Source organism: Streptomyces sp. CG4 (assembly GCF_041080655.1).
In the GTDB taxonomy this organism is placed as follows: domain Bacteria; phylum Actinomycetota; class Actinomycetes; order Streptomycetales; family Streptomycetaceae; genus Streptomyces.
Window position 1 is genome coordinate 3,299,959 of record NZ_CP163525.1, and the last position, 22,197, is coordinate 3,322,155.

Annotated in this window: 20 protein-coding genes; 12 read left to right on the forward strand and 8 right to left on the reverse strand. The window is 72.3% G+C overall.

The features are described from left to right. The first annotated feature begins 23 nt into the window (after positions 1 to 23). The 5 genes from AB5L52_RS14830 to AB5L52_RS14850 all read left to right on the forward strand — a co-directional run bounded on the left by AB5L52_RS14830 (position 24) and on the right by AB5L52_RS14850 (position 5,524). Positions 24 to 818 (forward strand): hypothetical protein, encoded by a 795-nt coding sequence (locus AB5L52_RS14830; protein WP_351023728.1) that lies wholly within the window; start codon positions 24 to 26, stop codon positions 816 to 818. Then, positions 815 to 2,065: a HAMP domain-containing sensor histidine kinase gene (locus tag AB5L52_RS14835; RefSeq protein WP_351023731.1), complete on the forward strand. Its 1,251-nt coding sequence runs from the start codon at positions 815 to 817 to the stop codon at positions 2,063 to 2,065. Before AB5L52_RS14830 ends, AB5L52_RS14835 begins: the two co-directional genes overlap by 4 nt. A 76-nt stretch (positions 2,066 to 2,141) precedes the next feature. Further along, positions 2,142 to 3,503: an FtsW/RodA/SpoVE family cell cycle protein gene (locus AB5L52_RS14840; protein WP_351023733.1), complete on the forward strand. Its 1,362-nt coding sequence runs from the start codon at positions 2,142 to 2,144 to the stop codon at positions 3,501 to 3,503. Between the two features lie 23 nt (positions 3,504 to 3,526). Next, entirely contained in the window at positions 3,527 to 4,984 is a 1,458-nt protein-coding gene (locus tag AB5L52_RS14845; RefSeq protein ID WP_369368879.1) for a penicillin-binding transpeptidase domain-containing protein, read from the forward strand. 45 nt (positions 4,985 to 5,029) lie between these two features. Next, complete coding sequence (locus AB5L52_RS14850) at positions 5,030 to 5,524, forward strand: DUF3291 domain-containing protein (protein ID WP_351023736.1); 495 nt, start codon at positions 5,030 to 5,032, stop codon at positions 5,522 to 5,524. On the opposite strand, the gene AB5L52_RS14855 is transcribed toward AB5L52_RS14850, so the two are convergent. Both AB5L52_RS14855 and AB5L52_RS14860 read right to left on the reverse strand, forming a co-directional pair. Further along, positions 5,508 to 6,344 (reverse strand): hypothetical protein, encoded by an 837-nt coding sequence (locus AB5L52_RS14855; protein ID WP_369368880.1) that lies wholly within the window; start codon positions 6,342 to 6,344, stop codon positions 5,508 to 5,510. The genes AB5L52_RS14850 and AB5L52_RS14855 overlap by 17 nt on opposite strands. Before the next feature lie 92 nt (positions 6,345 to 6,436). After that, positions 6,437 to 7,546 (reverse strand): ferritin-like domain-containing protein, encoded by a 1,110-nt coding sequence (locus tag AB5L52_RS14860; RefSeq protein WP_369364434.1) that lies wholly within the window; start codon positions 7,544 to 7,546, stop codon positions 6,437 to 6,439. Between the two features lie 123 nt (positions 7,547 to 7,669). Between AB5L52_RS14860 and AB5L52_RS14865 the strand changes: the two genes are divergently transcribed. The 4 genes from AB5L52_RS14865 (at position 7,670) to AB5L52_RS14880 (ending at position 10,888) form a co-directional block, all read left to right on the forward strand. After that, on the forward strand, positions 7,670 to 8,608 hold the full coding sequence (locus AB5L52_RS14865) for a diiron oxygenase (protein WP_351023741.1): 939 nt from the start codon (positions 7,670 to 7,672) through the stop codon (positions 8,606 to 8,608). A gap of 149 nt (positions 8,609 to 8,757) precedes the next feature. Then, a complete protein-coding gene (locus AB5L52_RS14870; protein WP_351023744.1) occupies positions 8,758 to 9,411 on the forward strand; it encodes a helix-turn-helix domain-containing protein in 654 nt (217 codons plus the stop codon). After that, a complete protein-coding gene (locus AB5L52_RS14875; protein WP_369364436.1) occupies positions 9,398 to 9,730 on the forward strand; it encodes a hypothetical protein in 333 nt (110 codons plus the stop codon). The genes AB5L52_RS14870 and AB5L52_RS14875 overlap by 14 nt, the downstream gene beginning before the upstream one ends. Positions 9,731 to 9,832: 102 nt before the next feature. Continuing rightward, complete coding sequence (locus AB5L52_RS14880) at positions 9,833 to 10,888, forward strand: NlpC/P60 family protein (protein ID WP_369364438.1); 1,056 nt, start codon at positions 9,833 to 9,835, stop codon at positions 10,886 to 10,888. Here AB5L52_RS14880 and AB5L52_RS14885 read toward each other — a convergent pair. Genes AB5L52_RS14885 through AB5L52_RS14905 form a run of 5 tightly spaced genes read right to left on the reverse strand, consistent with a single transcriptional unit; the run spans position 10,861 to position 16,849 of the window. Continuing rightward, positions 10,861 to 12,114 (reverse strand): styrene monooxygenase/indole monooxygenase family protein, encoded by a 1,254-nt coding sequence (locus AB5L52_RS14885; protein ID WP_351023752.1) that lies wholly within the window; start codon positions 12,112 to 12,114, stop codon positions 10,861 to 10,863. The genes AB5L52_RS14880 and AB5L52_RS14885 overlap by 28 nt on opposite strands. A gap of 35 nt (positions 12,115 to 12,149) precedes the next feature. Beyond that, positions 12,150 to 12,809, reverse strand: coding sequence for an ATP/GTP-binding protein (locus tag AB5L52_RS14890; RefSeq protein ID WP_351023754.1), 660 nt, complete (start codon positions 12,807 to 12,809; stop codon positions 12,150 to 12,152). Continuing rightward, complete coding sequence (locus AB5L52_RS14895; RefSeq protein WP_369364440.1) at positions 12,790 to 13,197, reverse strand: DUF742 domain-containing protein; 408 nt, start codon at positions 13,195 to 13,197, stop codon at positions 12,790 to 12,792. Before AB5L52_RS14895 ends, AB5L52_RS14890 begins: the two co-directional genes overlap by 20 nt. Then, on the reverse strand, positions 13,194 to 13,691 hold the full coding sequence (locus AB5L52_RS14900) for a roadblock/LC7 domain-containing protein (RefSeq protein WP_369364442.1): 498 nt from the start codon (positions 13,689 to 13,691) through the stop codon (positions 13,194 to 13,196). The genes AB5L52_RS14895 and AB5L52_RS14900 overlap by 4 nt, the downstream gene beginning before the upstream one ends. Next, complete coding sequence (locus AB5L52_RS14905; RefSeq protein ID WP_369364444.1) at positions 13,688 to 16,849, reverse strand: nitrate- and nitrite sensing domain-containing protein; 3,162 nt, start codon at positions 16,847 to 16,849, stop codon at positions 13,688 to 13,690. The genes AB5L52_RS14900 and AB5L52_RS14905 overlap by 4 nt, the downstream gene beginning before the upstream one ends. Before the next feature lie 384 nt (positions 16,850 to 17,233). Here AB5L52_RS14905 and AB5L52_RS14910 point away from each other — a divergent pair, with 384 nt between their 5' ends. Then, entirely contained in the window at positions 17,234 to 18,022 is a 789-nt protein-coding gene (locus AB5L52_RS14910) for a protein phosphatase 2C domain-containing protein (RefSeq protein WP_369364446.1), read from the forward strand. Between the two features lie 101 nt (positions 18,023 to 18,123). On the opposite strand, the gene AB5L52_RS14915 is transcribed toward AB5L52_RS14910, so the two are convergent. Then, complete coding sequence (locus AB5L52_RS14915; protein WP_351023766.1) at positions 18,124 to 18,615, reverse strand: MarR family transcriptional regulator; 492 nt, start codon at positions 18,613 to 18,615, stop codon at positions 18,124 to 18,126. A gap of 236 nt (positions 18,616 to 18,851) precedes the next feature. Between AB5L52_RS14915 and AB5L52_RS14920 the strand changes: the two genes are divergently transcribed. Both AB5L52_RS14920 and AB5L52_RS14925 read left to right on the forward strand, forming a co-directional pair. After that, positions 18,852 to 19,685, forward strand: a complete 834-nt coding sequence (locus AB5L52_RS14920; protein WP_369364448.1) for a lysozyme — start codon at positions 18,852 to 18,854, stop codon at positions 19,683 to 19,685. Positions 19,686 to 19,797: 112 nt separating this feature from the next. Beyond that, positions 19,798 to 22,197 (forward strand): SpoIIE family protein phosphatase, encoded by a 2,400-nt coding sequence (locus tag AB5L52_RS14925; protein ID WP_369364449.1) that lies wholly within the window; start codon positions 19,798 to 19,800, stop codon positions 22,195 to 22,197.

The window sequence follows — 22,197 nt, forward strand, 5'->3', positions numbered from 1 at the left end:
GACCCCGACGCCCCAGGAGTACCGTGCCAGCCCGCCGTCCCCTGCGCGCCGCCCTCGCCGCGGCAGCCGTCGCCCTGCTGTCGGCGACCGCCGTGGCCTGCGGGGACGCCGGTGGGCTGCGGGGCGCGGGCGCGACCCCGACCGCCGTCAGCCCCGCCAAGCTCTGGCCCGACCTGCGCCCGGCATCCAGCCCCGCCTACCCGTACTCCGTGGCGACGAGAGCGGTCGTCAAGGGGATCACGGTCCCCGGCGACGACATCCACAAGGTGGACCCGGTGAGCGTGGTCGAGGCCGAGGTCAAGGCGCATCCGGACGACTACGGCTCGAAGGGGGCGTATCACGCGACCGTGGACCGGCTGAAGGACTGCCGGCCCGGCGGCGACAAGGCCCGGTGCCCGCTGCTGACCCCGTACTACCGGGACCTCACGGGCGACGGCCGGGACGACATGACGCTCGGCTTCCGGCTCTACCCGACCAACCAGACGGCCGTACGGGTCTACACCGTCGAGAAGCACAAGCTGGTGCAGGTGCTGGCCGACAACGACGCGATCATCGGCGTGGAGCTGGCCGGCCGGGCGCTGATCGAGCGCTCGCCGGCCGACATCTCCGGCTACGAGTACCGCACCACCTGGGTGTGGGACCCGGGGCAGCGCGCGATGGTGTTCTCGCGCGACGAGTATCTGCACACCGGTAGCGGCCGGCACCCCGAGAAGCACTCGCCGTCGTCGTCCGTCTCGCCGTCCCTCACGCCGTCCGCCTCAGCGTCCACCACGCCGTCCCTCACACCGTCCGCCGTTCTCTCCGCGAGCGCGCGATGAGGATCGCTCTCCCCCGGTGGGCCGGGCCGCTCGCCGTGAAGGCGGCCGCGTTCATCACGGTGATGTGCTGCGCGCTGGCCGCGCTGCTCGGCGTCCTGGTGCATGTCTCGGTGACCGACCAGACCGTCGGCCAGGCCCGCGAACTCGCGCTGTCCCGCCTCGCGGACGCCACCGAGGCGTACGAGGCCGGGGACACGCTGCTGCCGAGTGCCGGAGTGGATCCCGCCGGGCTGCCCACGCCGCTGCGGGCGCTGGCGGCGGGCGGGCGGCGCGGCACGATGGTCTCCGCGTACCAGGGGCGGCCGACGATGTGGGCGGCGGGTCCGGTGGCCGGGCATCGGGCGCTGGCCGTGGCGGTCGACTACTCGCAGCAGGCCCGCACCATCGCCGGGCTCGACAAATCGATTCTGTGGTCGTCGGGGCTCGCGATCGGGGCGACGGTGCTGGTCGGTGTGTTCGGGGTGACCCGGGTGACCCGGCGGCTGCACGGCACCGCACAGGTGGCCCGGCGGATCAGCGGCGGCGACCTGGACGCACGCGTCGACGACCCCCGTACGAAGGACCCGTCCCGGCCGCAGGACGAGGTGGCCGCGGTGGCGGCGGCCCTGGACACCATGGCGTCGACCCTGCAGAGCAAGCTGCTGAGCGAGCAGCGGTTCACCGCGGACGTGGCGCACGAGCTGCGCACCCCGCTGACCGGGCTGCACGCGGCGGCGGAGCTGCTGCCGCCGGGCCGGCCGACGGAGCTGGTGCGGGACCGGGTGGCGGCGCTGCGCACCCTCACCGAGGACCTGCTGGAGATCTCCCGGCTGGACACCGGGCGGGAGAAGCCGGCCGTGGACACCGAGGAGCTGGGGGCGCTGGCCCGGCGGGTGGTACGCGCCTCGGGCACCGACACGGAGGTGCGCGTCCTCGCCGACGCGCGGGTCGAGACCGACCGGCGGCGGCTGGAGCGGGTGCTGGGGAACCTGGTGGCGAACGCGCACAAGCACGGGGAGCCTCCGGTGGTGGTGACCGTGAACGGGGCCGTGGTGACCGTGCGGGATCACGGGGGCGGGTACCCGGGGTACCTGGTGGCCCATGGGCCGCAGCGGTTCCGCACGGAGGGCGGGGCCACCGGGCACGGGCTGGGACTGACCATCGCGCTCGGGCAGGCGGAGGTGCTGGGGGCGAAGCTGTTCTTCGCCAACGCGATCGACGGGGGCGCGGTCGCCACGCTGGTCCTGCCCATGGCGGAGAGGCGGTAGCGGGCTCGGGGACGCCCCGCGCCACGCTGGTGCCGGGGCCTGCGCACAAGGGGGCCTATTTGGGTAGGTTCCGGGCATGACCAAGGGCGGAACCACCGTGGCGGCGGCGCAGGCCCGCGCTCCCGCCGTACGCCTTCCCCGGCGCCGTGGCATCGAACTCTCCCTGATCGTGCTGGCCGTGCTGCTGTCCGTGTCCGGCTACTGCGCGGTGGGGGTGGCACGGACGGGCACCGTCCCGCCCGGTGCCGCCGGTTACGGCGCCGGGCTCGGCGTGCTCGCCCTGTTGGCGCACCTCGTGGTGCGCGTCCGGGCGCCGTACGCCGATCCGCTGTTCCTGCCGATCGCCGTGCTGCTCAACGGGCTGGGGCTGGTGCTGATCTACCGGCTGGACCTGGAGACCCCGCACGATCAGGCGGCCCCGGCCCAGCTGGTGTGGTCCACGCTCGGGGTCGGGCTGTTCATCGCCGTGGTGCTGGTGCTGCGCGACCACCGGGTGCTGCAGCGGTACTCGTATGTGTGGGTGGCCTCCGCGCTCGGACTGCTCGTGCTGCCGATCCTGTTCCCGGCGGTCAACGGCGCCCGTATCTGGCTCAGGCTCGCCGGATTCTCCATCCAGCCGGGCGAGTTCGCGAAGGTGCTGCTCGCGGTGTTCTTCGCCGCCTATCTGGCCGCCAACCGCAACGCGCTGGCGTACACCGGCCGACGGCTGTGGGTGCTGCAGTTCCCGACCGGGCGGGTGCTGGGCCCGATCGTGACGATCTGGCTGCTGAGCGTCGGGGTGCTGGTCCTGGAACGGGACCTCGGCACCTCGCTGCTGTTCTTCGGGCTGTTCGTGGTCGTGCTGTACGTCGCCACGGGGCGGACCGGCTGGATCGCGGTGGGGCTGGTGCTCGCCGTGCTGGGGGCCGTCGCCGTGGGACGGCTGGAGCCGCATGTGAACCAGCGGATCGAGGACTGGCTGCACCCTTTCCGCACCATCGAGGCCGGGCAGGGGCCCAACCAGCTCTCGCAGTCGCTGTTCGCCTTCGCGGCGGGCGGGGTGCTCGGCACCGGGCTCGGGCTCGGGCACTCCATCCTCATCGGCTTCGCCACCAAGTCGGACTTCATCCTGGCCACGGCGGGCGAGGAACTGGGGCTCACCGGGCTCGCGGCGATCTTCCTGCTGTACGCCCTGCTGGTGGAGCGCGGCTACCGGGCGGGCCGCGCCCTGCGCGAGCCCTTCGGCCGGCTGCTCGCGGTCGGGCTCGCCTCGCTCCTGGCGCTGCAGGTGTTCGTGATCGCGGGCGGGGTCACCGGGCTGATCCCGCTGACCGGCATGGCGATGCCGTTCCTCGCCCAGGGCGGCTCCTCGGTGGTCACCAACTGGGCGATCGTGGCGCTGCTGATCCGGGTGAGCGACTCGGCGCGCAGCCAGTACGACGGGCGGGAGGCACCGTGAGCGAGTACGGCGGCGGGCGGCCGATGGCCCGCTACATCCGGCACGCCTGCGCGTTCTGCGCGCTGCTGCTCGCGGCGCTGCTGGTCAACGCGGCCCGGGTACAGGTGGTGCAGTCCCGGCTCTACGACGACAGTCCGGCCAACCGGCGCGGCGCGATCGCCCGGTACGGCCGGCCGCGCGGCGACATCCTGGTCGGCGACGAGCCGGTCACCGGCTCCGTGGACACCGGCGAGCAGCTGCGCTACGAACGCAGCTACAAGGACGGCCCGTTGTACGCCCCGGTCACCGGCTTCGCCTCGCAGTCGTACGGCACGACGTTCCTGGAGCACACCGGGGACGGGGTGCTCTCCGGCACGGATCCCATGCTCACGCCGCTGCCGCTGTGGAGCGGCGTGACGCGCGGCCCCGGCCGGGTCGGGAACCTCGTCACGACGCTGCACCGGGGCGCACAGCAGGCGGCGTACCGGGGGCTGGCCGGGCGCAAGGGCGCGGTGGCCGCGATCGAGCCGGAGACGGGCCGGATCCTGGCGCTGGTGTCGAGTCCGTCGTACGACCCCGGGGAACTGTCCGGTAACGGCGAGGCGGTGGCCTCGGCGTGGGCGCGGCTCAACCACGACCCGGAGAAGCCGATGCTCAACCGGGCGGTACGGCAGACCTATCCGCCGGGTTCGACGTTCAAGGTGGTCACCGCGGCGGCGGCGCTGGACGCGGGTGTGGTCACCGACCTGGACGCGCACACCGACTCCCCCGACCCCTACCGGCTGCCCGGCACCACGACCCGGCTGACCAACGAGGGCGACGGCTGCGACGACGCCTCGCTGCGGTCGGCGTTCGAATGGTCCTGCAACACGGTGTTCGCCAAGCTCGGCGTGGACGTCGGGGCGAAGAACATGGCCGCCACGGCGGCCGCGTTCGGGTTCAACGACGCCGGGCTGCGCATCCCCTTCGCGGTCGCGCCCAGCACCTTCGACACCCGCGTGGACCGGGCGCAGCTGGCGCTGTCGTCGATCGGGCAGTACAACACGCGGGCCACGCCGCTGCAGATGGCGATGGTGTCGGCGGCCGTGGCCAACGGCGGGCAGCTGCGCACGCCGTACCTGGTGGAGCGGACGACCCGGCACGGCGGTGAGACGGTCGCCGGGAGCGGGGCGCATCCGCTGCGCCAGGTGATGAGCCCCGCGACGGCCGCCCGGCTGAAGGAGCTGATGACGGACGTGGTCCGGGAGGGCACCGGCCGGCGCGCGGCGCTGCGCGGCGCCCTCGTCGGCGGCAAGACCGGCACCGCGCAGCACGGGGTCGGCAACTCCGGTGCGCCGTACGCCTGGTTCGTCTCCTGGGCGCAGGCCGACGACTCGCCGCAGCCGCAGGTGGCGGTCGCGGTGGTGGTGGAGGACGCCTCGGCGAACCGGGGCGAGATCAGCGGCGGCGGGGTCGCGGCGCCGATCGCGCGGGGGGTGATGCGGGCGGTTCTCGGCCTGTGAGACGGGGGGTACCGGCGCCGACCGAGCCCGGCCTACCGTTCGGCCATGACGGATACGGCAGCGGCGTACGAACTCGCCGAAGTGAACATCGCCCGCCTCAAATTCCCTTTGGACTCGCCCCAGTTGAAGGACTTCACCGACGGGCTCGACCCGGTCAACGCGACGGCCGACGCCGCGGACGGCTTCGTGTGGCGGCTGCAGAGCGACTCCGGGAACGCCACCGACATCCCCGTCCTCGGCGACGAGTGGCTCATCATCAACATGTCGACATGGCGCGATCTGAGCGCGCTCACGGCGTTCATGTACCGGGGACTGCACCGGGAGTTGCTGGCCCGGCGCCGGGACTGGTTCGAGCAGCTCGACGAGGCGGTGACCACGCTGTGGTGGGTGCCGGCCGGCCACCGCCCGACCGTGGCCGAGGCGGAGGACCGGCTGCTGCACCTGAGGGCGCACGGCGCGACGCCGTACGCCTTCACGCTGCGGACGTCGTTCCCGGCGCCGCGGTCGCCACAGGAGGCGGCGGTCAGCCGATCGGCTTGACCGACTCGGACCGGATCCGGAGGGTGTTCTTCGCGAGCGCCCGCAGATCGACGTCCGCCGGGTTCTGCGACGCGAGCGGCGTGTCCAGGAAGGCGACCGTGGCGCTCGTATTGCCGTCGACCCAGGCGCAGACGGGCACGGTGATCCTCGCGCCCATCTGGTCCTGCGTCACCACCTCGCAGCTGATCGTCACGCCGCCCAGGTCGAAGTCCTTCGCGGGGACGGCGACCTTGGCGCCGTCGGGCTGGGCGGCGCCCTTCATCACCCTCTCGCGGGCCACGTCGGTGTGCTTGAGCCGGCCGTACACGCCCGAGACCACCAGGGTGCCCTTGGCCGCTTCGCCGTCGAGGTGATAGGCGCCGACCACCGCGTGGACCTCCCTGGCGTCCCAGGCCCCGTCGGCCTTGCCCTCGATCTTCTTGCCCTCGGAGCCGGAGAGGTCCTCGGCGAGCCGGTACTTCCCGGCGAGCAGCGTCGTGGGCAGCGTGAGCTTGTTCTTCGCCGCCGGGAAACCGCTGCCGGCCGCCGCCATCCCGATCAGGACGAGCGCCACGACGACCGCCGCGACGGCCCCTCCCACGATCCCGAGGATCATCCAGACCCGCCGCCCCTTCGGCAGCGGGACCGGCGGCGGCGCGCCCCAGGGGTACGGCTGCTGACCGTAGGGCTGCTGGGGCGGATAGGGCTGCTGCTGCGGGTAGGGCTGCTGCTGCGCATAGGGGGTGCCGTACGGGCCGGGGGCGGCCTGCGGAGGCTGCCGGCCGTACGGGTAAGGCGGCGGCTGGGGGCCGTTGGGATACGGCTGCGGCGGCGGAGGCATGGACACGCACGGAATCTACTGCACCCCAGTGAACGTCCCGGCGCCCCGCCCGAGCCCTCGACAGCACTCGGCCGCCCCGGCCCTGGACCGCCTCAGTTCTCCTCCGCCCCCGACTCGATCGCCTCGCGCACCTCCGCGACACGCTCCCGCTCCTCGGCGGCGAAGCGCTGTGCGTCCAACTGCTCGGCCAGTTCCTCGTCCTGGGCCATGAGCAGGTCCAGACTGGAGTCGCCCATCTCGAAGACGCCCATGTCGACATAGGCCTCCTGGAGCCGCTTGCCCCACAGGCCGATGTCCTTGACGCAGGGCACGATCCGGCTGAACAGCAGCCGGCGGAACAGCTGGAGGAACTCGGAGCGCTCGCTCAGGGCCTCCGCCTCGGCCTTGGGTATGCCGAAGTTCTCCAGGACCTCGACGCCCCGCAGCCGGTCGCGCATCAGATAGCAGCCCTCGATGACGAACTCCTCGCGCTCGCGCAGTTCGGCGTCGGTGAGCTGCTTGTAGTAGTCCCGCAGGGCCAGCCGGCCGAAGGCCACGTGCCGGGCCTCGTCCTGCATGACGTAGGTGAGGATCTGCTGGGGCAGCGGCTTGTTCGTGGTGTCCCGGATCATCCCGAACGCGGCCAGCGCCAGGCCTTCGATGAGCACCTGCATACCCAGATAGGGCATGTCCCAGCGGCTGTCGCGGAGCGTGTCGCCGAGCAGCGACTGCAGATTGTCGTTGATCGGGTAGAGGAGCCCGAGCTTCTCGTGCAGGAACCGGCCGTAGATCTCGGCGTGCCGGGCCTCGTCCATCGTCTGGGTCGCGGAGTAGAACTTGGCGTCCAGGTCGGGCACCGACTCCACGATCCGCGCCGCGCAGATCATCGCGCCCTGCTCGCCGTGCAGGAACTGGCTGAACTGCCAGGAGGCGTAGTGCAGGCGCAGCTCACCCTTGTCCTTTTCGGTGAGCTTGCCCCAGTACGGGGTGCCGTACAGGGACAGCGACTCGTCGGGCGTGCCGAGCGCGTCGTACGGGTCGACCTCCAGGTCCCAGTCGATGCGCTGCTGCCCGTCCCACTGCTTGTCCTTGCCCTTCTGGTACAGGGCGAGCAGCCGTTCGCGGCCGTCGTCGTACTCCCAGCTGAACCGGGCTGCGCCGCTCGCGGGCACCTGCCAGGGGGAGTCTTTCGGATCGCCTGCGTACAGGTCATGGGTCGGCATACCTCGCAGGCTCACACGTAGACGCGGAGTCAACAAGTCATGCGCAAGGGATTGACGGCCTTGCTGACAGGCAGTCTCATAAGAGAGAGAGCGATGTACCCCCGGTAACAAGGTGAGGGAGCCATGACGACCCTGACGGAAGCGGACGCGCTGGACGGTCTGCGCGACGCGCTCGGCCTGCTCAAGGACCGGGAGCAGGTGGCCGAGCGGCTGCTCGTCTCCTCCGCCAAGCACTCCTTCGACCCGGACCGGGAGCTGGACTGGGACGCGCCCTTCGAGGAGGGCAAGTGGTTCTGGCCGCCCGAGCTGGTGTCGCTGTACGGCACGCCGATGTGGAAGCGGATGAGCGAGGAGCAGCGGATCCTGCTCTCCCAGCACGAGGCGGCGGCGCTGGCCTCGCTCGGCATCTGGTTCGAGATCATCCTGATGCAGCTGCTGGTGCGGCACATCTACGACAAGGCGGCGACGAGCGCGCACGTCCGCTACGCCCTCACCGAGATCGAGGACGAGTGCCGGCACTCGAAGATGTTCGCCCGGCTGATCTCGCACGGCGACACGCCCTGGTACCCGGTCAGCAGGGTGCACCTGAACCTCGGCCGCGTCTTCAAGACCGTCTCCACCACGCCCGGCTCCTTCACCGCCACCCTCCTCGGCGAGGAGATCCTGGACTGGATGCAGCGGCTGACCTTCCCGGACGAGCGGGTGCAGCCGCTGATCCGCGGCGTCACCCGCATCCATGTGGTCGAGGAGGCCCGCCATGTCCGGTACGCCCGTGAGGAGCTGCGGCGCCAGATGGTGACGGCGCCGAAGTGGTCGCAGGAGTTCACCCGGGTCACCTCGGGCGAGTTCGCCCGGATCTTCTCGGTGGCCTTCGTCAATCCCGACGTCTACACGAACGTCGGCCTCGACAAACGGGAGGCCATGGCCCAGGTGAGGGCGAGCGCCCACCGCAGGGAGGTCATGCAGACGGGCGCGAAGCGACTGACCGACTTCCTGGACGACATAGGCGTGCTGCGGGGGGTCGGCAGGCGGCTGTGGAGGTCGTCCGGCCTGTTGGCGTAGGTGAGCTCTACCGACAGAAGGGGCGCGGGGCCGTGCCTGATGTGCGGCTCCGCCGCGATGGGGGTCCCCCCGGGTTCGAGCGAAGCCGAGAACTTGGGGGAGCGACCAGCCACGACGTACCCGAAGCCGGGACGACTACGCTGAACCCCATGACCCCCGCCGCCCCTGCCTACCGCAGGTTGAGTGTCGAGGAGCGACGAAGTCAGCTCCTCGAAGCCGCCCTGAAACTCTTCGCGCACCGCGCCCCCGAGGACGTCTCGCTGGACGACGTGGCGGAGGCGGCCGGAGTCTCGCGCCCCCTGGTGTACCGGTACTTCCCGGGCGGCAAGCAACAGCTGTACGAGGCCGCGCTGCGCTCCGCCGCCGAGGAGCTGCAGCACTGCTTCGACGAGCCCCGCCAGGGCCCCCTGCTGTCCCGTCTGTCCCGCGTCCTGGACCGCTATCTGGCCTTCGTCGACGGGCACGACACCGGCTTCAGCGCGCTGCTCCAGGGCGGCAGCGTGGTGGAGACCTCGCGGACCACGGCCATCGTGGACGGGTGCCGCCGGGCCGCCGCCGAGCACATCTACCGCCACCTCGGCGTCGCCGACCCCGGCCCGCGGCTGCGCATGACCGTACGGACCTGGATCACGGCCGTCGAGGCTGCCTCCCTGATCTGGCTGGACGAGGACAAGCAGCCCCCGGTCGAGGAGCTGCGCGACTGGCTGGTGGAGCAGTTCGTGGCCGTACTCACCGTCACCGCGGGCCGGGACCCGCAGACGGCCGCCGTCGTCGGCGCACTCGCCGAGGATGGCCGAGACTGAAGCCGTGAAGAGCCAGGACACCCCCTTCGAGGGCGGCCCGATGGACGGGCGCGTGCTGCCCGTCATGGTCGGCCCCACCGGGCACCCCCCGAAGACGTACCGCATCCCCGTCCCGGACCCGGAGGGCGGACCGCCCACGGTGCTCGTCTACCGCCGGGTGCCGCGTGGACACAGCAAGCGGCTGGGGCTGATCCAGGGGTGGAAGTACCAGTACGACCCGGACGACACCCTGGGCGGACGGCTCCGGTGGCCCTGGTCGAAGCCGGCCGCCCCACCAGCCGTCCCGCGATCCGGCAAGCCGGACGGTGCGAACGGGTGACAGACGTACGCCAGGCGCGCGCCCCGCACGGATTACATCTGATTATCGCGGTGCCATAGGAGGCGAACAGCCCGCCCTCCTCCCCGCACCCGAGGTGATGACGTGTCAGGAACGCTTCCGCGCCTGGCCTGTACGGCCGCGCTGGCGGCCCAGGCCGTCCTCGCGCCGGTACCCGCCGCGGCCGCACCGGACCCGCAGCGGTCGGTGTCCCAGCTGCTGACGGACCTTCAGCAGCTGTACCGGCAGGCCGAACAGGCCACCGAGACCTACAACGCCACCGCGGAGAAGCTGAAGCGGCAGCGCGCCGAGGTGGACCGGCTCGACGGTGAACTGGCCCGTGCCCGCCTCGCCCTGCAGGACGGCCGGACCGACGCCGGCCGACTGGCCCGCCGGCAGTACCAGAGCAGCGCCGGCGACGGCCTCGGCCCGTACGTCCGGGTGCTGTTCGCGCCCGACCCGCAGCACGCCCTGGACGAGGGGCATGTCATCGGCGAGCTGGCGCGCGAGCAGGCCCATGCGGTGACCCGGCTGACCGCGGCGGAGCAGCGGAACGACGCCCTGGCCCGCGCCGCCCGCACGGCCCTGGACACCCAGCTCAACCTCGCCGACCAGCAGAAGAAGCAGCGCGACGACGTCCGGACCAGGCTGGCCGACGTGGCACGCCTGCTGGCCTCCCTCACCCCGGCCCAGCTGGCCGCGATCACCGCCATGGAGCGGCAGAGCGTCACCGCGGCCCAGCAGCAGCTCACCACCGCCGGCGCCCTGCCCGCGGACCGCCCCGCCTCGTCCGCGGGCGGCCGCGCGGTCCGCTACGCCATGGACCAGCTCGGCAAGCCGTACGCGTGGGGCGCGCAGGGCCCGGACGCGTACGACTGCTCGGGGCTGACCTCACAGGCCTGGAGCCACGCGGGCAGCCCCATCCCCCGCACCAGCCAGGAACAGTGGCACCGGCTCAGGAGGATCCCGCTCGGTGCGCTACGCCCCGGTGACCTGGTCGTCTACTTCCCCGAGGCCACGCACGTGGCGATGTACGTGGGGAACGGCGAGGTCGTACAGGCGCCGAGACCGGGCGAGACGGTGAAGGTCTCCCCTCTGGCGTCCTTTCCGGTACTCGGCGCCGTACGCCCGGATCAGGCCCCGGAGACCGAGGCCAGGTAGGCGCCCGTCTTCTCCGGGTCGTAGAAGAAGTTCTCGAAGTCGGCCGGGTCGTCGAACGCGTTGGCGAACCGGTCGGCCACCGGCTGGAGCCGGCCGGCCGCGCCGATGAGGTTCAGGATGTGCTCCGGCGGCGGCGCCAGCATGGCGTTCGTCCACTTGGTGACGTGCTGGGCGGTGTTCCAGTACCGGTCGAACGTCGCCTGCATCCAGGCCTCGTCGAACTCCTTGTCCCCGTGTTCGAGGATCGAGGCGAGGTACGCGGCGGCGCACTTGGCCGCCGAGTTGGAGCCCTGGCCGGTGATCGGGTCGTTCGCGACGACGACGTCGGCCACGCCGAGGACCAGGCCGCCGCCGGGGAGCCGGCCGATGGGGTTGCGGACGGTGGGCGCGTAGCGGCCGGCCAACGTGCCGCCCGCATCGGTCAGTTCGACCTTGGTCGCCCGCGCGTACTCCCAGGGCGTGAACTTCTCCATGAGTTCCAGGGTCAGGGAGAGGTGCTCCGCCGGGTCCTTGACGCCGTTGAAGACATCGAGCGGGCCGCCGGGGATGCCCTCCCAGAACAGGATGTCGGCGCGGCCGGAGGTGGTGAACGTCGGCATGATGAACAGCTCGCCGACACCGGGGACCAGGTTGCAGCGGACCGCGTCGAACTCGGGGTGCTCGGGGCGCGGGCCCAGCCCGTGGACGTACGCCACCGCGAGGGCGCGCTGCGGCTCGCTGTACGGGGAGCGCGAGGCGTCGCGGCCGAACATCTGGACCAGCTCGCCCTTGCCCGCCGCGACCAGGACGAGGTCGTAGGTGCGGGAGAAGTAGTCGAGGTCGCCGACCGCCGCGCCGTGGATGACCAGCTGGCCGCCGCGCTGGGCGAAGGTCTCCATCCAGCCGGCCATCTTCACCCGCTGGTCGACCGACTGCGCGTACCCGTCCAGCGTGCCCACCCAGTCGATCGCCCGCTGGGTGGGGCCCGGGTCGTGCGAGCCCGGGGCCGCGACCGAGACGCCGAGTCCCTCGATCCTCGGGGCCTGGGACTCCCAGAAGTTCAGCTGGAGATCGCGCTCGTGCCGCAGTGCCGTGTCGAACATGCACTGCGTCGACATGACCCGGCCGGTGCGGATCTCGTCCGCGGTCCGGTTCGACATCAGGGTGACCTCGTAGCCGTGCGACTGCAGGCCGAGGGCGAGCTGGAGGCCGGACTGCCCGGCTCCGACGACGAGTATCTTCCGCATGCGGGTGGGGACTCCTAACGGGTACTGCTCGGGGACTACTCGGGGGTTTCGTCCAGCGCGTGGCCGACCAGGGCCAGCAGTGTCTCGATGGCCGAAATACGACGCCGCGCATCCATGATCATGACAGGGATGTGCGCGGGGATCGTCAGCGCCTCCCGTACGTCCTCCGGCTCGAACACCTCGCTGCCGTCGAAGTGGTTGACCGCCACGACGTACGGCAGCCCACAGCTCTCGAAGTAGTCCAGCGCCGGGAAACAGTCCTTCAGCCGGCGGGTGTCGGCCAGCACGACCGCACCGATCGCGCCACGCACCAGGTCGTCCCACATGAACCAGAACCGCTGCTGGCCCGGTGTGCCGAACAGATAGAGCACCAGGTCGTCGTCGAGCGTGATGCGGCCGAAGTCCATGGCCACGGTGGTGGTGAGCTTGCCCGGCGTGGCGGTGAGGTCGTCGGTCTCCTCGCTCGCCTCGGTCATCAGCGCCTCGGTCTGCAGCGGCGTGATCTCCGAGACGGCGGTGACCAGTGTGGTCTTGCCGACGCCGAAGCCTCCGGCCACCACGATCTTCGTGGCGATGGGGGCCCGGGTGCGGTCCGTCTGCCAGGACTTCAGGTCGTCGTCGGGCTCGGCGAAACCGGCGACGAGGGGGGTGCCTCCTACGGCGGAGGCGGCGGCGTCAGAGACGGCGGAGTCCACTCAGCACCCTTTCCAGCAGCGCACGGTCCGGGCGGCCGGTGCCGTGACCGGTGCCGGTGCCGTACACACGGATCTTTCCCTGGTCCGCGAGGTCGCTCAGGAGCACGCGGACCACGCCGAGCGGCATCTTCAGCAGCGCGGCTATCTCGGCCACCGTGCGCATACGGCGGCACAGTTCGACTATGGCCCGCATCTCCGGCATGACCCGGCCGGTGAGGGACCCGTTCGTCAACTCCTTCCGCTCCTCCGGGGCTTCGAGTGCCGCAACGAACGTCTCCACGAGCAGGACATGGCCGAAGCGGGTACGGCCGCCGGTGAGCGAGTAGGGGCGGACGCGGGCGGGTTTGCGGTCGCCGCCGCGCACGGGGAGCTTCATGGGCCCGCTCATCGGGTACTCCCGGTCGACTCGGCTTCCAGCGATTTACGCAGCTCGCTGCGGAGTTCGGGGGTCAGTACATGGCCGGCGCGGCCGACGAACAGCGCCATGTGGTACGCCACGACGCTCATGTCGCACTCGGCGGAGCCGTGCACACCGAGCAGCGAGCCGTCGCTGATCGACATGACGAACAGGCTGCCCTCCTCCATCGCGATCATCGTGTGCCTGACCGCGCCGAACTCCATCAGCCTGGCGGCGCCGATGGTGAGGCTGCCGATGCCGGAGACGATGGTGGCGAGGTCGGCGGAGGAGCCCCTGGGGCCCTTTGCCGGGCGCTTTTCGCGGAATGCGGCGGTGCGGGCGGGGTCGGACGAGAGCAGGAGCAGGCCGTCGGAGGACACCACGGCGACGGACTGGATGCCGGGGACTTCCTCGACCAGGTTGGTCAGCAGCCAGTGCAGGTTGCGGGCCTCACTGCTCAGTCCGAAGGTACTGGGCGCGGTCAACTGCTTGCCTCCTCGACGGTGCCCCCCGTAGCTGGTGTCCTGAACTGGCCGGTCTGTTCGGCGATCTCCGCCTCTACATCGCGGTAGCCGGCCTGGGCGCCGCGGCGGAAGCCGCCGAGTCTCCTGCGGAGGGCTTCGGCGTCGACGCTGCCGGTCCGCCGGCGCGGGGTCTGCGATGGTGCGGTGATCTTGGGCGTGCGCTTGGGCAGGCCCTTCGCCGTGACCGGCTCGGCGGATTCCTGCGGAGCCTCGGCCCGTACGGCGTCCGCCTCGGCTCCGCCTTCGGCGTCCGTGTTCCCACCCGCACCACCCGTGCGAGTCTCGTCGTCGAGTGCGGGTGGCCCCTGTGGGGCGTCCCCACCGTCGGCGGCCGCCGGAGCCGTGGGTGCCAGGTCCGTTCGGCCGGGTGTCTCGGGCGCCTCGGGTGTCATGGCCGGCATGGCCGCCATGGCCGTGATGTCCGGGAGCAGGAGCTCCATCGTCGACTCGGCGAACGTTTCCGCCGGGGCCTTCGGGCGGGTCTCCGCGTCCTGGGCGACCGGGGTGGCCTGTTCATGGACCGGTTCGTGGACCGGCTGCTCCGCCGGGTCGTCGTCGGCCGCGTCCCGTACCGCATGTTCGGCGTGAACCACGCCCCCCGCCAAACCACCCGAGGCAGACACGGGCCCCCCGGTCACGTCATCGGCAGCCGCTCGGACCGCATGTTCGGCCGGACCGCCGAAAGCATCGCGGACCATGCCCTCCGCCGGACCGCCGGAGGCAGACGCGGACTCCCCAGCCGCGTCATCGGCAGAGTCCCGTACCGCATGTTCAGCCGGACCACCGAACGCATCGCCAACCACACCCCCCGCCGAACCGCCGGAGGCAGGCGTGGGGGCCTCGGTCGGGTTGGCGGTGGCGGATCGGACTGCCCGTTCCGCCAGCGCCACCAGTGGGTCCGTGTCCTTGGTGCGGCCGTGCAGGACGTTGGAGTTGACCTCGGCGTCGGCGCCCGGGAGGGAGAAGGTGGCCGTGGTGCTCATGGAGGTGGGCTGCGGGGGCAGTGCGGTCGGCGGGGCCTCGGCCAGGAGGGTGGCCGGCAGGACCACGACCGCGGCGATGCCGCCCTGCTTCTGCTCGCGCAGCTGCACCCGGACGCCATGGCGGTGGGCGAGGCGAGCGACGACGTACAGGCCGAGGCCGAGACCGTCCTCCGCCTCCTGGTCGTACGGCGACTCCGGGTCGAAGTCGGCCAGGCGGGTGTTGAGGCGGTGCAGGCGGTCGGTCGCCATGCCGATGCCCTCGTCCTGGACCGACAGCATCACCTCACCGCTCTCCAGCAGCCAGCCGGAGACCTCCACCGGCAGCTCCGGCGGGGAGAACGAGGTGGCGTTCTCCATCAGTTCGGCCAGCAGATGGGAGAGGTCGTCGGCGGCGAAGCCCGCCACGTGGGCGTGCGGCGGGAGCGCGGCGATACGGACGCGTTCGTAGCGTTCGATCTCGCTGACGCCCGCCCGGACGACGTCGACCAGCGGTACCGCGCCGTGGTGCTGCTGGACGTGCTCGGCACCGGCCAGGACCAGCAGGTTCTCGCTGTGCCGGCGCATGACCGTGGCGAAGTGGTCCAGCTTGAAGAGCGTGGCGAGGCGCTCCGGGTCCTGCTCGCGCTCCTCCAGTCCCTCGATGACCGCGAGCTGGCGCTCGACCAGGCCGAGGGTGCGCAGCGAGAGGTTCACGAACGTGCCGCCGACGCTGGTGCGCAGTCGTTCCAGCTGCTCGGCGGCCTGGCTCAGCTCGGCCTGCAGGGCCTCGCGGGCGTCGGCCATCTTCTGCCGCTGTCCGACCAGGTGCTTGCGGTCGGTCTCCAGCGTGCTGACGCGTTCGTGCGCGGCGGCGGTCTCCTCGCGCAGGGCGACCGCGTGCGCGTGCAGGGCGTTGACCGAGCGGACGACCTGGGCGAACTCGTCGTTGCGGCCGGTGAAGCCGATCGGCTCCTGCGTGGTCGGGTCCGCGGACTCCGCCAGTCGGGCCGAGCCGCGCCGCAGGACGGACAGGGGGCGGGTGAGGGTGCGGGCCATGGCGGTGGCGAGGCCGACGGCCACCAGCATCAGGGCGCCGAGCACGGCGATGCGGATCTCCAGGGCCGTGACGTCGTCGTCCCGGAGTGTCGCCAGGTCCTTGGTGCGGTGGTCGTAGAGGGCCGCTTCCGCGCCGCGCATCAGGTCGATGCGGGCGGAAAGGGCCGCGTCCAGTTTCTTGGTGCTGGTGGTCAGCTCGCTGTCGGCCAGCGTCGGCTGGCCGGTGAGCGTGGCCAGGTACTTGTCCGCCGAGTTGACGTCGGAGCCGGTGACCGTGGAGTCGTAGGAGTCGACGGCCGCCTTGGGGGCGGTCGCGCGGAAGTCGGCGAGGGCCGCGTCGGCGCGCAGCCGAGCCTGCTGGGCGGCGGCGGTCAGTTCGTCGCGCTGCTTCGCATCGGCCGCGGAGCCGGTGGCGGTCGTGGTGGGCAGGCCGGTGACGGGGCTGATGACCGTCCGGGTGGTGGACGGCACGTTCAGCGCGGCCAGCAGCAGCCCGCGGGCGGCCGCGGACTGCTGGACGGCGGAGTCGAGTTCGGCGAGCGCGTGGGCGCCGGAGCCGGCCCGCGGCGGTGTCCGGTCGGCGAGCTGCTCGGCGAGCCGGTGCAGTTCGGTGATGGCCGCCGAGTAGGCCTGGTGGGCCTGGAGGGCGCCGCTCTGGCCGGTGAGGGCGTCGTGCCGGACGGCGGCGATGCCGTCGAGGTCGCCGCGCAGGCTCGCCGGGGTGTCGCCCTCGGCGCGCAGGTCCTCGATCTGCCGGTCGACCCGTGCGCTGCGGTCCTCGGAGGGGGCCTTCGCCTTGGGCCGCCCGGCCGCGATGTAGGAGGTGACCTGGTCGCGCTCGTCGGCCAGGGAGTGCGCGAGGGCGAGCGCGTCCTCGGTGCGGCCGGCCAGCGTCACCAGGTCCTGGGAGTCACTGACGTCCTGGGAGGCGGTGAGCAGGGAGGGCACGCCGGCTCCCGCGACGGCGGCGGCCACCACGGCGACGGCGACGATCAGCCGGGTGCGCACATGGGTGGGGCGACCGCTGCCCACGGGGGTCTGCGGGGCGGTCCCTTCGGGGGCCGTCTGCCTGACTGTGCGCCGAGGCCGCTTCATCTGCACCGGTGCTCGCACTCCTGAACTCGTCTCCCCAAGGGCCCGGGTGGCGCCCTGTCATCCCTGTGCCACGTGGTGCCTACGCCCGGTTCGTACGGTTCCCGACCCTCCCAGCGCCGATGGGCAGGGGTCGTGCATCACCTGACCCGCCACCCGAAGGAGTGAACATCGGAGGAGAGTTGGCGGGCAAGTTCCCGTGGCGCGCGCGGGGCCCTTGTGCGGCAGGCCGGTTGGACGCGCGCGGCAGGCTTTGGCAGTATTCGCCACCACGCCTTCCCGGAGTGTCGTATTCCCTCCCAAACCAGGCGTCTGACCTGCGAGGTCGTAGCAATTCAAGGGCGGTTGCCAGCCTTTGGCGCATCCTGTGAAGGGCTCGTGCAGACTGGCCGAATGCGAACTGATCTCGTTTCGGAACCCGGTGACGCGAACCGCCCCAACGAGGACTTCGCCGGTGTCGGACTACCCGCCTCCGGACAGGGAGGTTGCGTGATCGTCCTGGACGGAGTGACTCCACCGAGGAGTGCGACGGGGTGTCTGCATTCCGTCCCCTGGTTCACGGCGCGGCTCGGCGGCGCGCTGACCGAACTGACCGTTTCGAGGAGAGATCTGACGCTCTCGGAGATTCTCGCGCAAGCCATCGGCCGCACCGCCGAGGCCCATGCGCAAACCTGTGAACTTTCTCACCCGCGAACCCCTCAGGCAACTGTCGCCCTGGCGCGCTGGTCCGCCGACACGGTCGAGTTTCTGGTGCTGTCCGACTCCGCGCTGCTGCTGCAGGGTCCCGGCGGGACGGTGACCCCGGTCCTGGACGACCGGCTGGACCGGCTGCCGCGCTCCGCGCTCGCCACCGAGGCCCTGGTGGACGCCACGCTGCGCAACAAGGAGGGCGGCTTCTTCACGGCCGCCGCCGATCCCTCGGTGGCCGCCCGTGCGGTCGCCGGCACCGTGCCCCGGAGCGAGGTCCGCGCCCTGGCCGCGCTGACGGACGGCGCGACCCGCTGGACGGAGAAGTTCCACGAGGGCGACTGGCGGGCCCTGTTCGAGGTGGTCGCGAAGGAGGGCGCCCGGTCGCTGGTGGACCGGGTGCGGGAGCTGGAGACGGCGGACCGGGAGGAACGGGCGTACCTGCGGCGCAGCAAGACGCACGACGACGCGACGGTGGTGTACGTCGAGCTGTGAGCCTCCGCGAACGGCTTCGAAGGCTCCGGACGGGTTCGTACGGCTTCGAGGGCTTCGCACGGGTTCGCGGGCTCCGAGAGGCGCCGAGAGGCTCCGGGGAGCTACTTCTCCATGACGCCGTTCAACTGGTGCAGCAGCCGGGCCAGTTCGGCCACCTCTCTGCGGTCCCAGTGGGCGAGCTGGCTGACGTAGCGGGCGCGGCGCGCCTCGCGGACCTTGCCGACCCGGCCGCGTCCCTCGTCGGTCAGGGTGACGAGCCAGGCCCGGCCGTCGGCGGGGTCGGGTTCGCGGGCGATCAGGCCCAGCTCCTCCAGGGCCCGCAGCTGGCGGGACATGGTGGCCTTGCCCACGCCGATGTAGCCGGCGAGTTCCGTGGCCCGCTGGCCGCCGCACTCGTCCAGCCGGATGAGCAGGCCGTAGGCGGAGGACTCCAGGTCGGGATGGACCTCGCGGGCCATCTCGCCCTGGTTGGCCCGGGCCCGCCGCAGCAACACGGTCAACTCCCGTTCCAGCGCCAGGAATTCCTGGTCTGCGCCACTGGGCGTCACCTGGTGGGCGCCGCAGTGTGCGTCGCCGTTTCCATCCTCGTGCACGTCAGCACCCCTGCTCGGTTTCGCGGTCCTGAAAGTTTCTGCCAAAAGTCGTCATTGCCGCAGCTCCGTCAGTATTTCGCAGGCGTAGACCAACGGCGCCGCCCGGACCCCCTTCCCACGCCGTCGTCTACGTGCGTAGCTTCTTTATCAGGCAATAAATGGCATGCCCACGCCAGTGCGGCATCCGGTCCACGGTCACTGCCACGTCCCCCCACCCCACTCCCCGGAGGCACGTCATGTCCGTGCACAGACCCGGCTCCGACCGTCCCGTCCGCCCCCGCCCCCTCGCCGTCCTCGTCACAACGCTGCTCACGGCACTCTCCCTCACTCTTCCCCTCACCGCGGCCCGTGCTGCGACCACTCCCAGCCGCGGCTCCGCCCACATGGGCATGGGCGTCCTCGCGCACGACGGCGGCCACGGCTCCCCCGCGCCCGCTGCCGTCGCCCAGACCGAGGGCGTGGACGTCTCCGCCTACCAGGGCAACGTCGCCTGGCCGGCCCTGTGGAGCAGCGGGGTGCGCTGGGCCTACACCAAGGCCACGGAGGGCACGTACTACACGAACCCGTACTTCGCCCAGCAGTACAACGGCTCCTACGACGTGGGCATGATCCGTGGCTCCTACCACTTCGCGACCCCGGACACCACCAGCGGCGCCGCCCAGGCGAGCTATTTCGTCAGCCACGGCGGCGGCTGGTCCAAGGACGGCAAGACCCTGCCGGGCGCGCTCGACATCGAGTGGAACCCGTACGGGGCGGCCTGTTACGGCAGGACCGCGAGCCAGCTGGTCGGCTGGATCGCCGACTTCATCACCACCTACAAGTCGCTGACCGGCCGCTACCCCGTGATCTACACGGCGACCAGCTGGTGGACGCAGTGCACCGGGAACTACGGCGGCTTCGCGGCGAACAGCCCGCTGTGGATCGCCCGCTACGCCTCGGACCCGGGGACGCTGCCGGCCGGCTGGCCGTACTACACGATGTGGCAGTACACCTCGTCCGGCCCGGCCGTCGGCGACCACGACACGTTCAACGGCGCGATCGACCGGGTGCAGGCGCTGGCGAACGGGTAGCCCCGGCCGGGGTGGCCCGCGGCCGTTGCCCCGGTGACTGCGTTGGTGCTCCGCGCCGCTCGGGATCATGCTGGTCAGGAGAGCCTGCCGAGCAAGGGCGAGATGATCGGCGATGGAGCGACAGTCGACATACACGGCCACGGCCACCATCGATGAGCACGGCATCCTCACGAGCTGGAGCGAAGGCGCGGAGCGGCTGCTCGGCTACGACTCCCCGGCCGTCGTCGGCCGGCCCGCGACCGCGCTGCTCGCCGCCGACGGCTCCACGGCCCGGCGGATCGTCGCCGGGCGCGAACGCTGGAACGGCACGGTCCCGCTGCGGCACCGCGACGGCCGGCTGCTGGAGCTGGGCGTGCTCGCGCACCGCCGGACGTCGGCCGCGGGGGTCACCGACTGGCTCGTGGTGAGCGCCGTGACGGCCCGGCAGCAGCCGCCGCGCGGCGAACCGCTGGAGGAGTGGACCTTCCTGCAGTCCCCCTTCCCGCTGGCCATCTTCGACGCCGATCTGCGGCTCGTCCGCGCCAACCGCCGGATGGAGCACGCCCTCGCGCTGCCCGAGGCCGCCGTCCGCGGACTGCGGCTGCCGCACATCGTGCCCGGCGTCGCGAGCGAGGAGGCCGACCGGTCGATGCGGCAGGCGCTGGAGTCCGGCCGGCCGCAGGAGGCCCAGGCCCGGCTCGGCCCCCAGTTCGGCCGTACCGCCGTGCTCACCCCGCTGAAGGACGCCGGCGGCCGGGTGCACGCCGTCTGCCTGTCCGCGCAGGTGCCCGGCCCGGACTCGGCCGGCCGCTCCCGCCCCTCGGGCGAGATCGGGGTGCGCGCCGGCACGGCGGCGGACCAGGCCCGCGCCGCGCAGGAACTCGGCGAGGTCACGGTCCCCCGGCTCGCCGACGTCATGGCGGTCGACCTGCTCGACTCCCCGCGCGACACGGACGAGGACTCCGCCCCCGGACCCGGCCCGGTCGTCCTGCGCCGCGCCGCGCTGCGCGTCGTCCCGGACGACGCCGGACCCGCCTACGGCACCGGCGTCGGCGAGGCGATCGTCTGCCCGGCCGACTCCCCGCCGGCCCAGTGCCTGGCGGCGGGCCGGCCGCTGCTGTACGAGACGACGGACCCGGTCGTCACCGAGTGGGCGGCGGCGGATCCGGGCGCAGCCTGGCTGCGCGCCTCCGGAGCGCGCGCCGTCCTGGCCGTACCGCTGCTCGTCCAGGACAGCGCGCTCGGCGTGGCGCTCTTCGGCCGGCGCCCCGGCCGGGGGGACTTCGACCCGGAGGACCTGCGGCTGGCGCAGGAGTTCACGGCCAGGGCGGCCGCCGGCATCCGGCAGGCCCTCCCGCACCGCCCGAAAGGCGAGGGAGGCGCCCCCGCCTACCCGCGGGCCCGCACCACCACCATGGCGCTGCAGCAGAGCCTGCTCCCGCACACGCTGCCCGACCAGGCGGCCCTGGAGATCGCCACCCGCTATCTGCCGGCCGCGACCCGGGCCGGGGTGGGCGGCGACTGGTTCGACGTGATCCCGCTGTCCGGGGCGCGGGTGGCGCTCGTCGTGGGCGACGTGGTGGGCCACGGCATCCGCGCCTCGGCCACCATGGGCCGGCTGCGCACCGCCGTACGCACCCTGGCCGACGTCGATCTGCCGGCCGACGAGCTCCTCACCCACCTCGACGACCTGGTGCTGCGGCTCGCCGCCGACGAGGGCAGCACGGACCCGGCCGCCGAGACCGCCGGCGGCATCGGCACCACCTGTCTGTACGCGGTCTACGACCCGGTCTCGCGCCACTGCACCCTGGCCCGGGCCGGTCATCCGCCGCCCGCCGCGGTCAGCCCGGAGGGCGCCGTGCGCTTCCTGGACGTGCCGGCGGGGCCGCCGCTCGGGCTCGGCGGGCTGCCCTTCGAGGCCGTCGAGACCGAACTGCCCGAGGGCAGCCTGCTCGTCCTCTACACCAACGGGCTGTTCGAGGCCCGTGAGCACGACATCGACGAGGCGCTGGACAAGATGTTCGCGGCGCTCGGCCGGCCCGCGAAGTCGCTGGACGCGCTCTGCGACCGTGTCCTCACCGCGCTGCTGAGCCACCGCCCGGACGACGACATCGCCCTGCTCGTCGCCCGCACCCGTGTCCTGCACGAGGACCGGGTGGCCGCCTGGGAGCTGCGGCACGACCCCACGGACGTCTACCGGGCCCGCCATCTGGTCCGCGACCAGCTGACCGTGTGGGGCCTGGAGGAGGCCACCTTCCCCACCGAACTGATGGTCAGCGAGCTGGTCACCAACGCCATCCGCTACGGCCGTCCGCCCATCCAGCTCCGGCTGATCCACCAGGACTCGACCCTGCTCTGCGAGGTGTACGACTCCAGCGGCACCACCCCGCACATGCGGCGCGCCCGCATCTTCGACGAGGGCGGCCGGGGCCTGCTGCTGGTCGCCCAGCTGGCCGAGCGCTGGGGCACCCGGCACGACCGGGTCGGCAAGACGGTGTGGGCGGAGCAGTCGCTCTCCGGGGCCACCGGGTGA

Excerpts from the sequence above, each read along its gene's own strand:
- AB5L52_RS14835 (WP_351023731.1), top strand. The coding sequence starts at position 815 with ATGAGGATCGCTCTCCCCCGGTGGGCCGGGCCGCTCGCCGTGAAGGCG.
- AB5L52_RS14840 (WP_351023733.1), top strand. The coding sequence starts at position 2,142 with ATGACCAAGGGCGGAACCACCGTGGCGGCGGCGCAGGCCCGCGCTCCC.
- AB5L52_RS14845 (WP_369368879.1), top strand. The coding sequence starts at position 3,527 with ATGGCCCGCTACATCCGGCACGCCTGCGCGTTCTGCGCGCTGCTGCTC.
- AB5L52_RS14850 (WP_351023736.1), top strand. The coding sequence starts at position 5,030 with ATGACGGATACGGCAGCGGCGTACGAACTCGCCGAAGTGAACATCGCC.
- AB5L52_RS14855 (WP_369368880.1), bottom strand. The coding sequence starts at position 6,344 with ATGCCTCCGCCGCCGCAGCCGTATCCCAACGGCCCCCAGCCGCCGCCT.
- AB5L52_RS14860 (WP_369364434.1), bottom strand. The coding sequence starts at position 7,546 with ATGCCGACCCATGACCTGTACGCAGGCGATCCGAAAGACTCCCCCTGG.
- AB5L52_RS14865 (WP_351023741.1), top strand. The coding sequence starts at position 7,670 with ATGACGACCCTGACGGAAGCGGACGCGCTGGACGGTCTGCGCGACGCG.
- AB5L52_RS14870 (WP_351023744.1), top strand. The coding sequence starts at position 8,758 with ATGACCCCCGCCGCCCCTGCCTACCGCAGGTTGAGTGTCGAGGAGCGA.
- AB5L52_RS14875 (WP_369364436.1), top strand. The coding sequence starts at position 9,398 with ATGGCCGAGACTGAAGCCGTGAAGAGCCAGGACACCCCCTTCGAGGGC.
- AB5L52_RS14885 (WP_351023752.1), bottom strand. The coding sequence starts at position 12,114 with ATGCGGAAGATACTCGTCGTCGGAGCCGGGCAGTCCGGCCTCCAGCTC.
- AB5L52_RS14895 (WP_369364440.1), bottom strand. The coding sequence starts at position 13,197 with ATGAGCGGGCCCATGAAGCTCCCCGTGCGCGGCGGCGACCGCAAACCC.
- AB5L52_RS14910 (WP_369364446.1), top strand. The coding sequence starts at position 17,234 with ATGCGAACTGATCTCGTTTCGGAACCCGGTGACGCGAACCGCCCCAAC.
- AB5L52_RS14920 (WP_369364448.1), top strand. The coding sequence starts at position 18,852 with ATGTCCGTGCACAGACCCGGCTCCGACCGTCCCGTCCGCCCCCGCCCC.
- AB5L52_RS14925 (WP_369364449.1), top strand. The coding sequence starts at position 19,798 with ATGGAGCGACAGTCGACATACACGGCCACGGCCACCATCGATGAGCAC.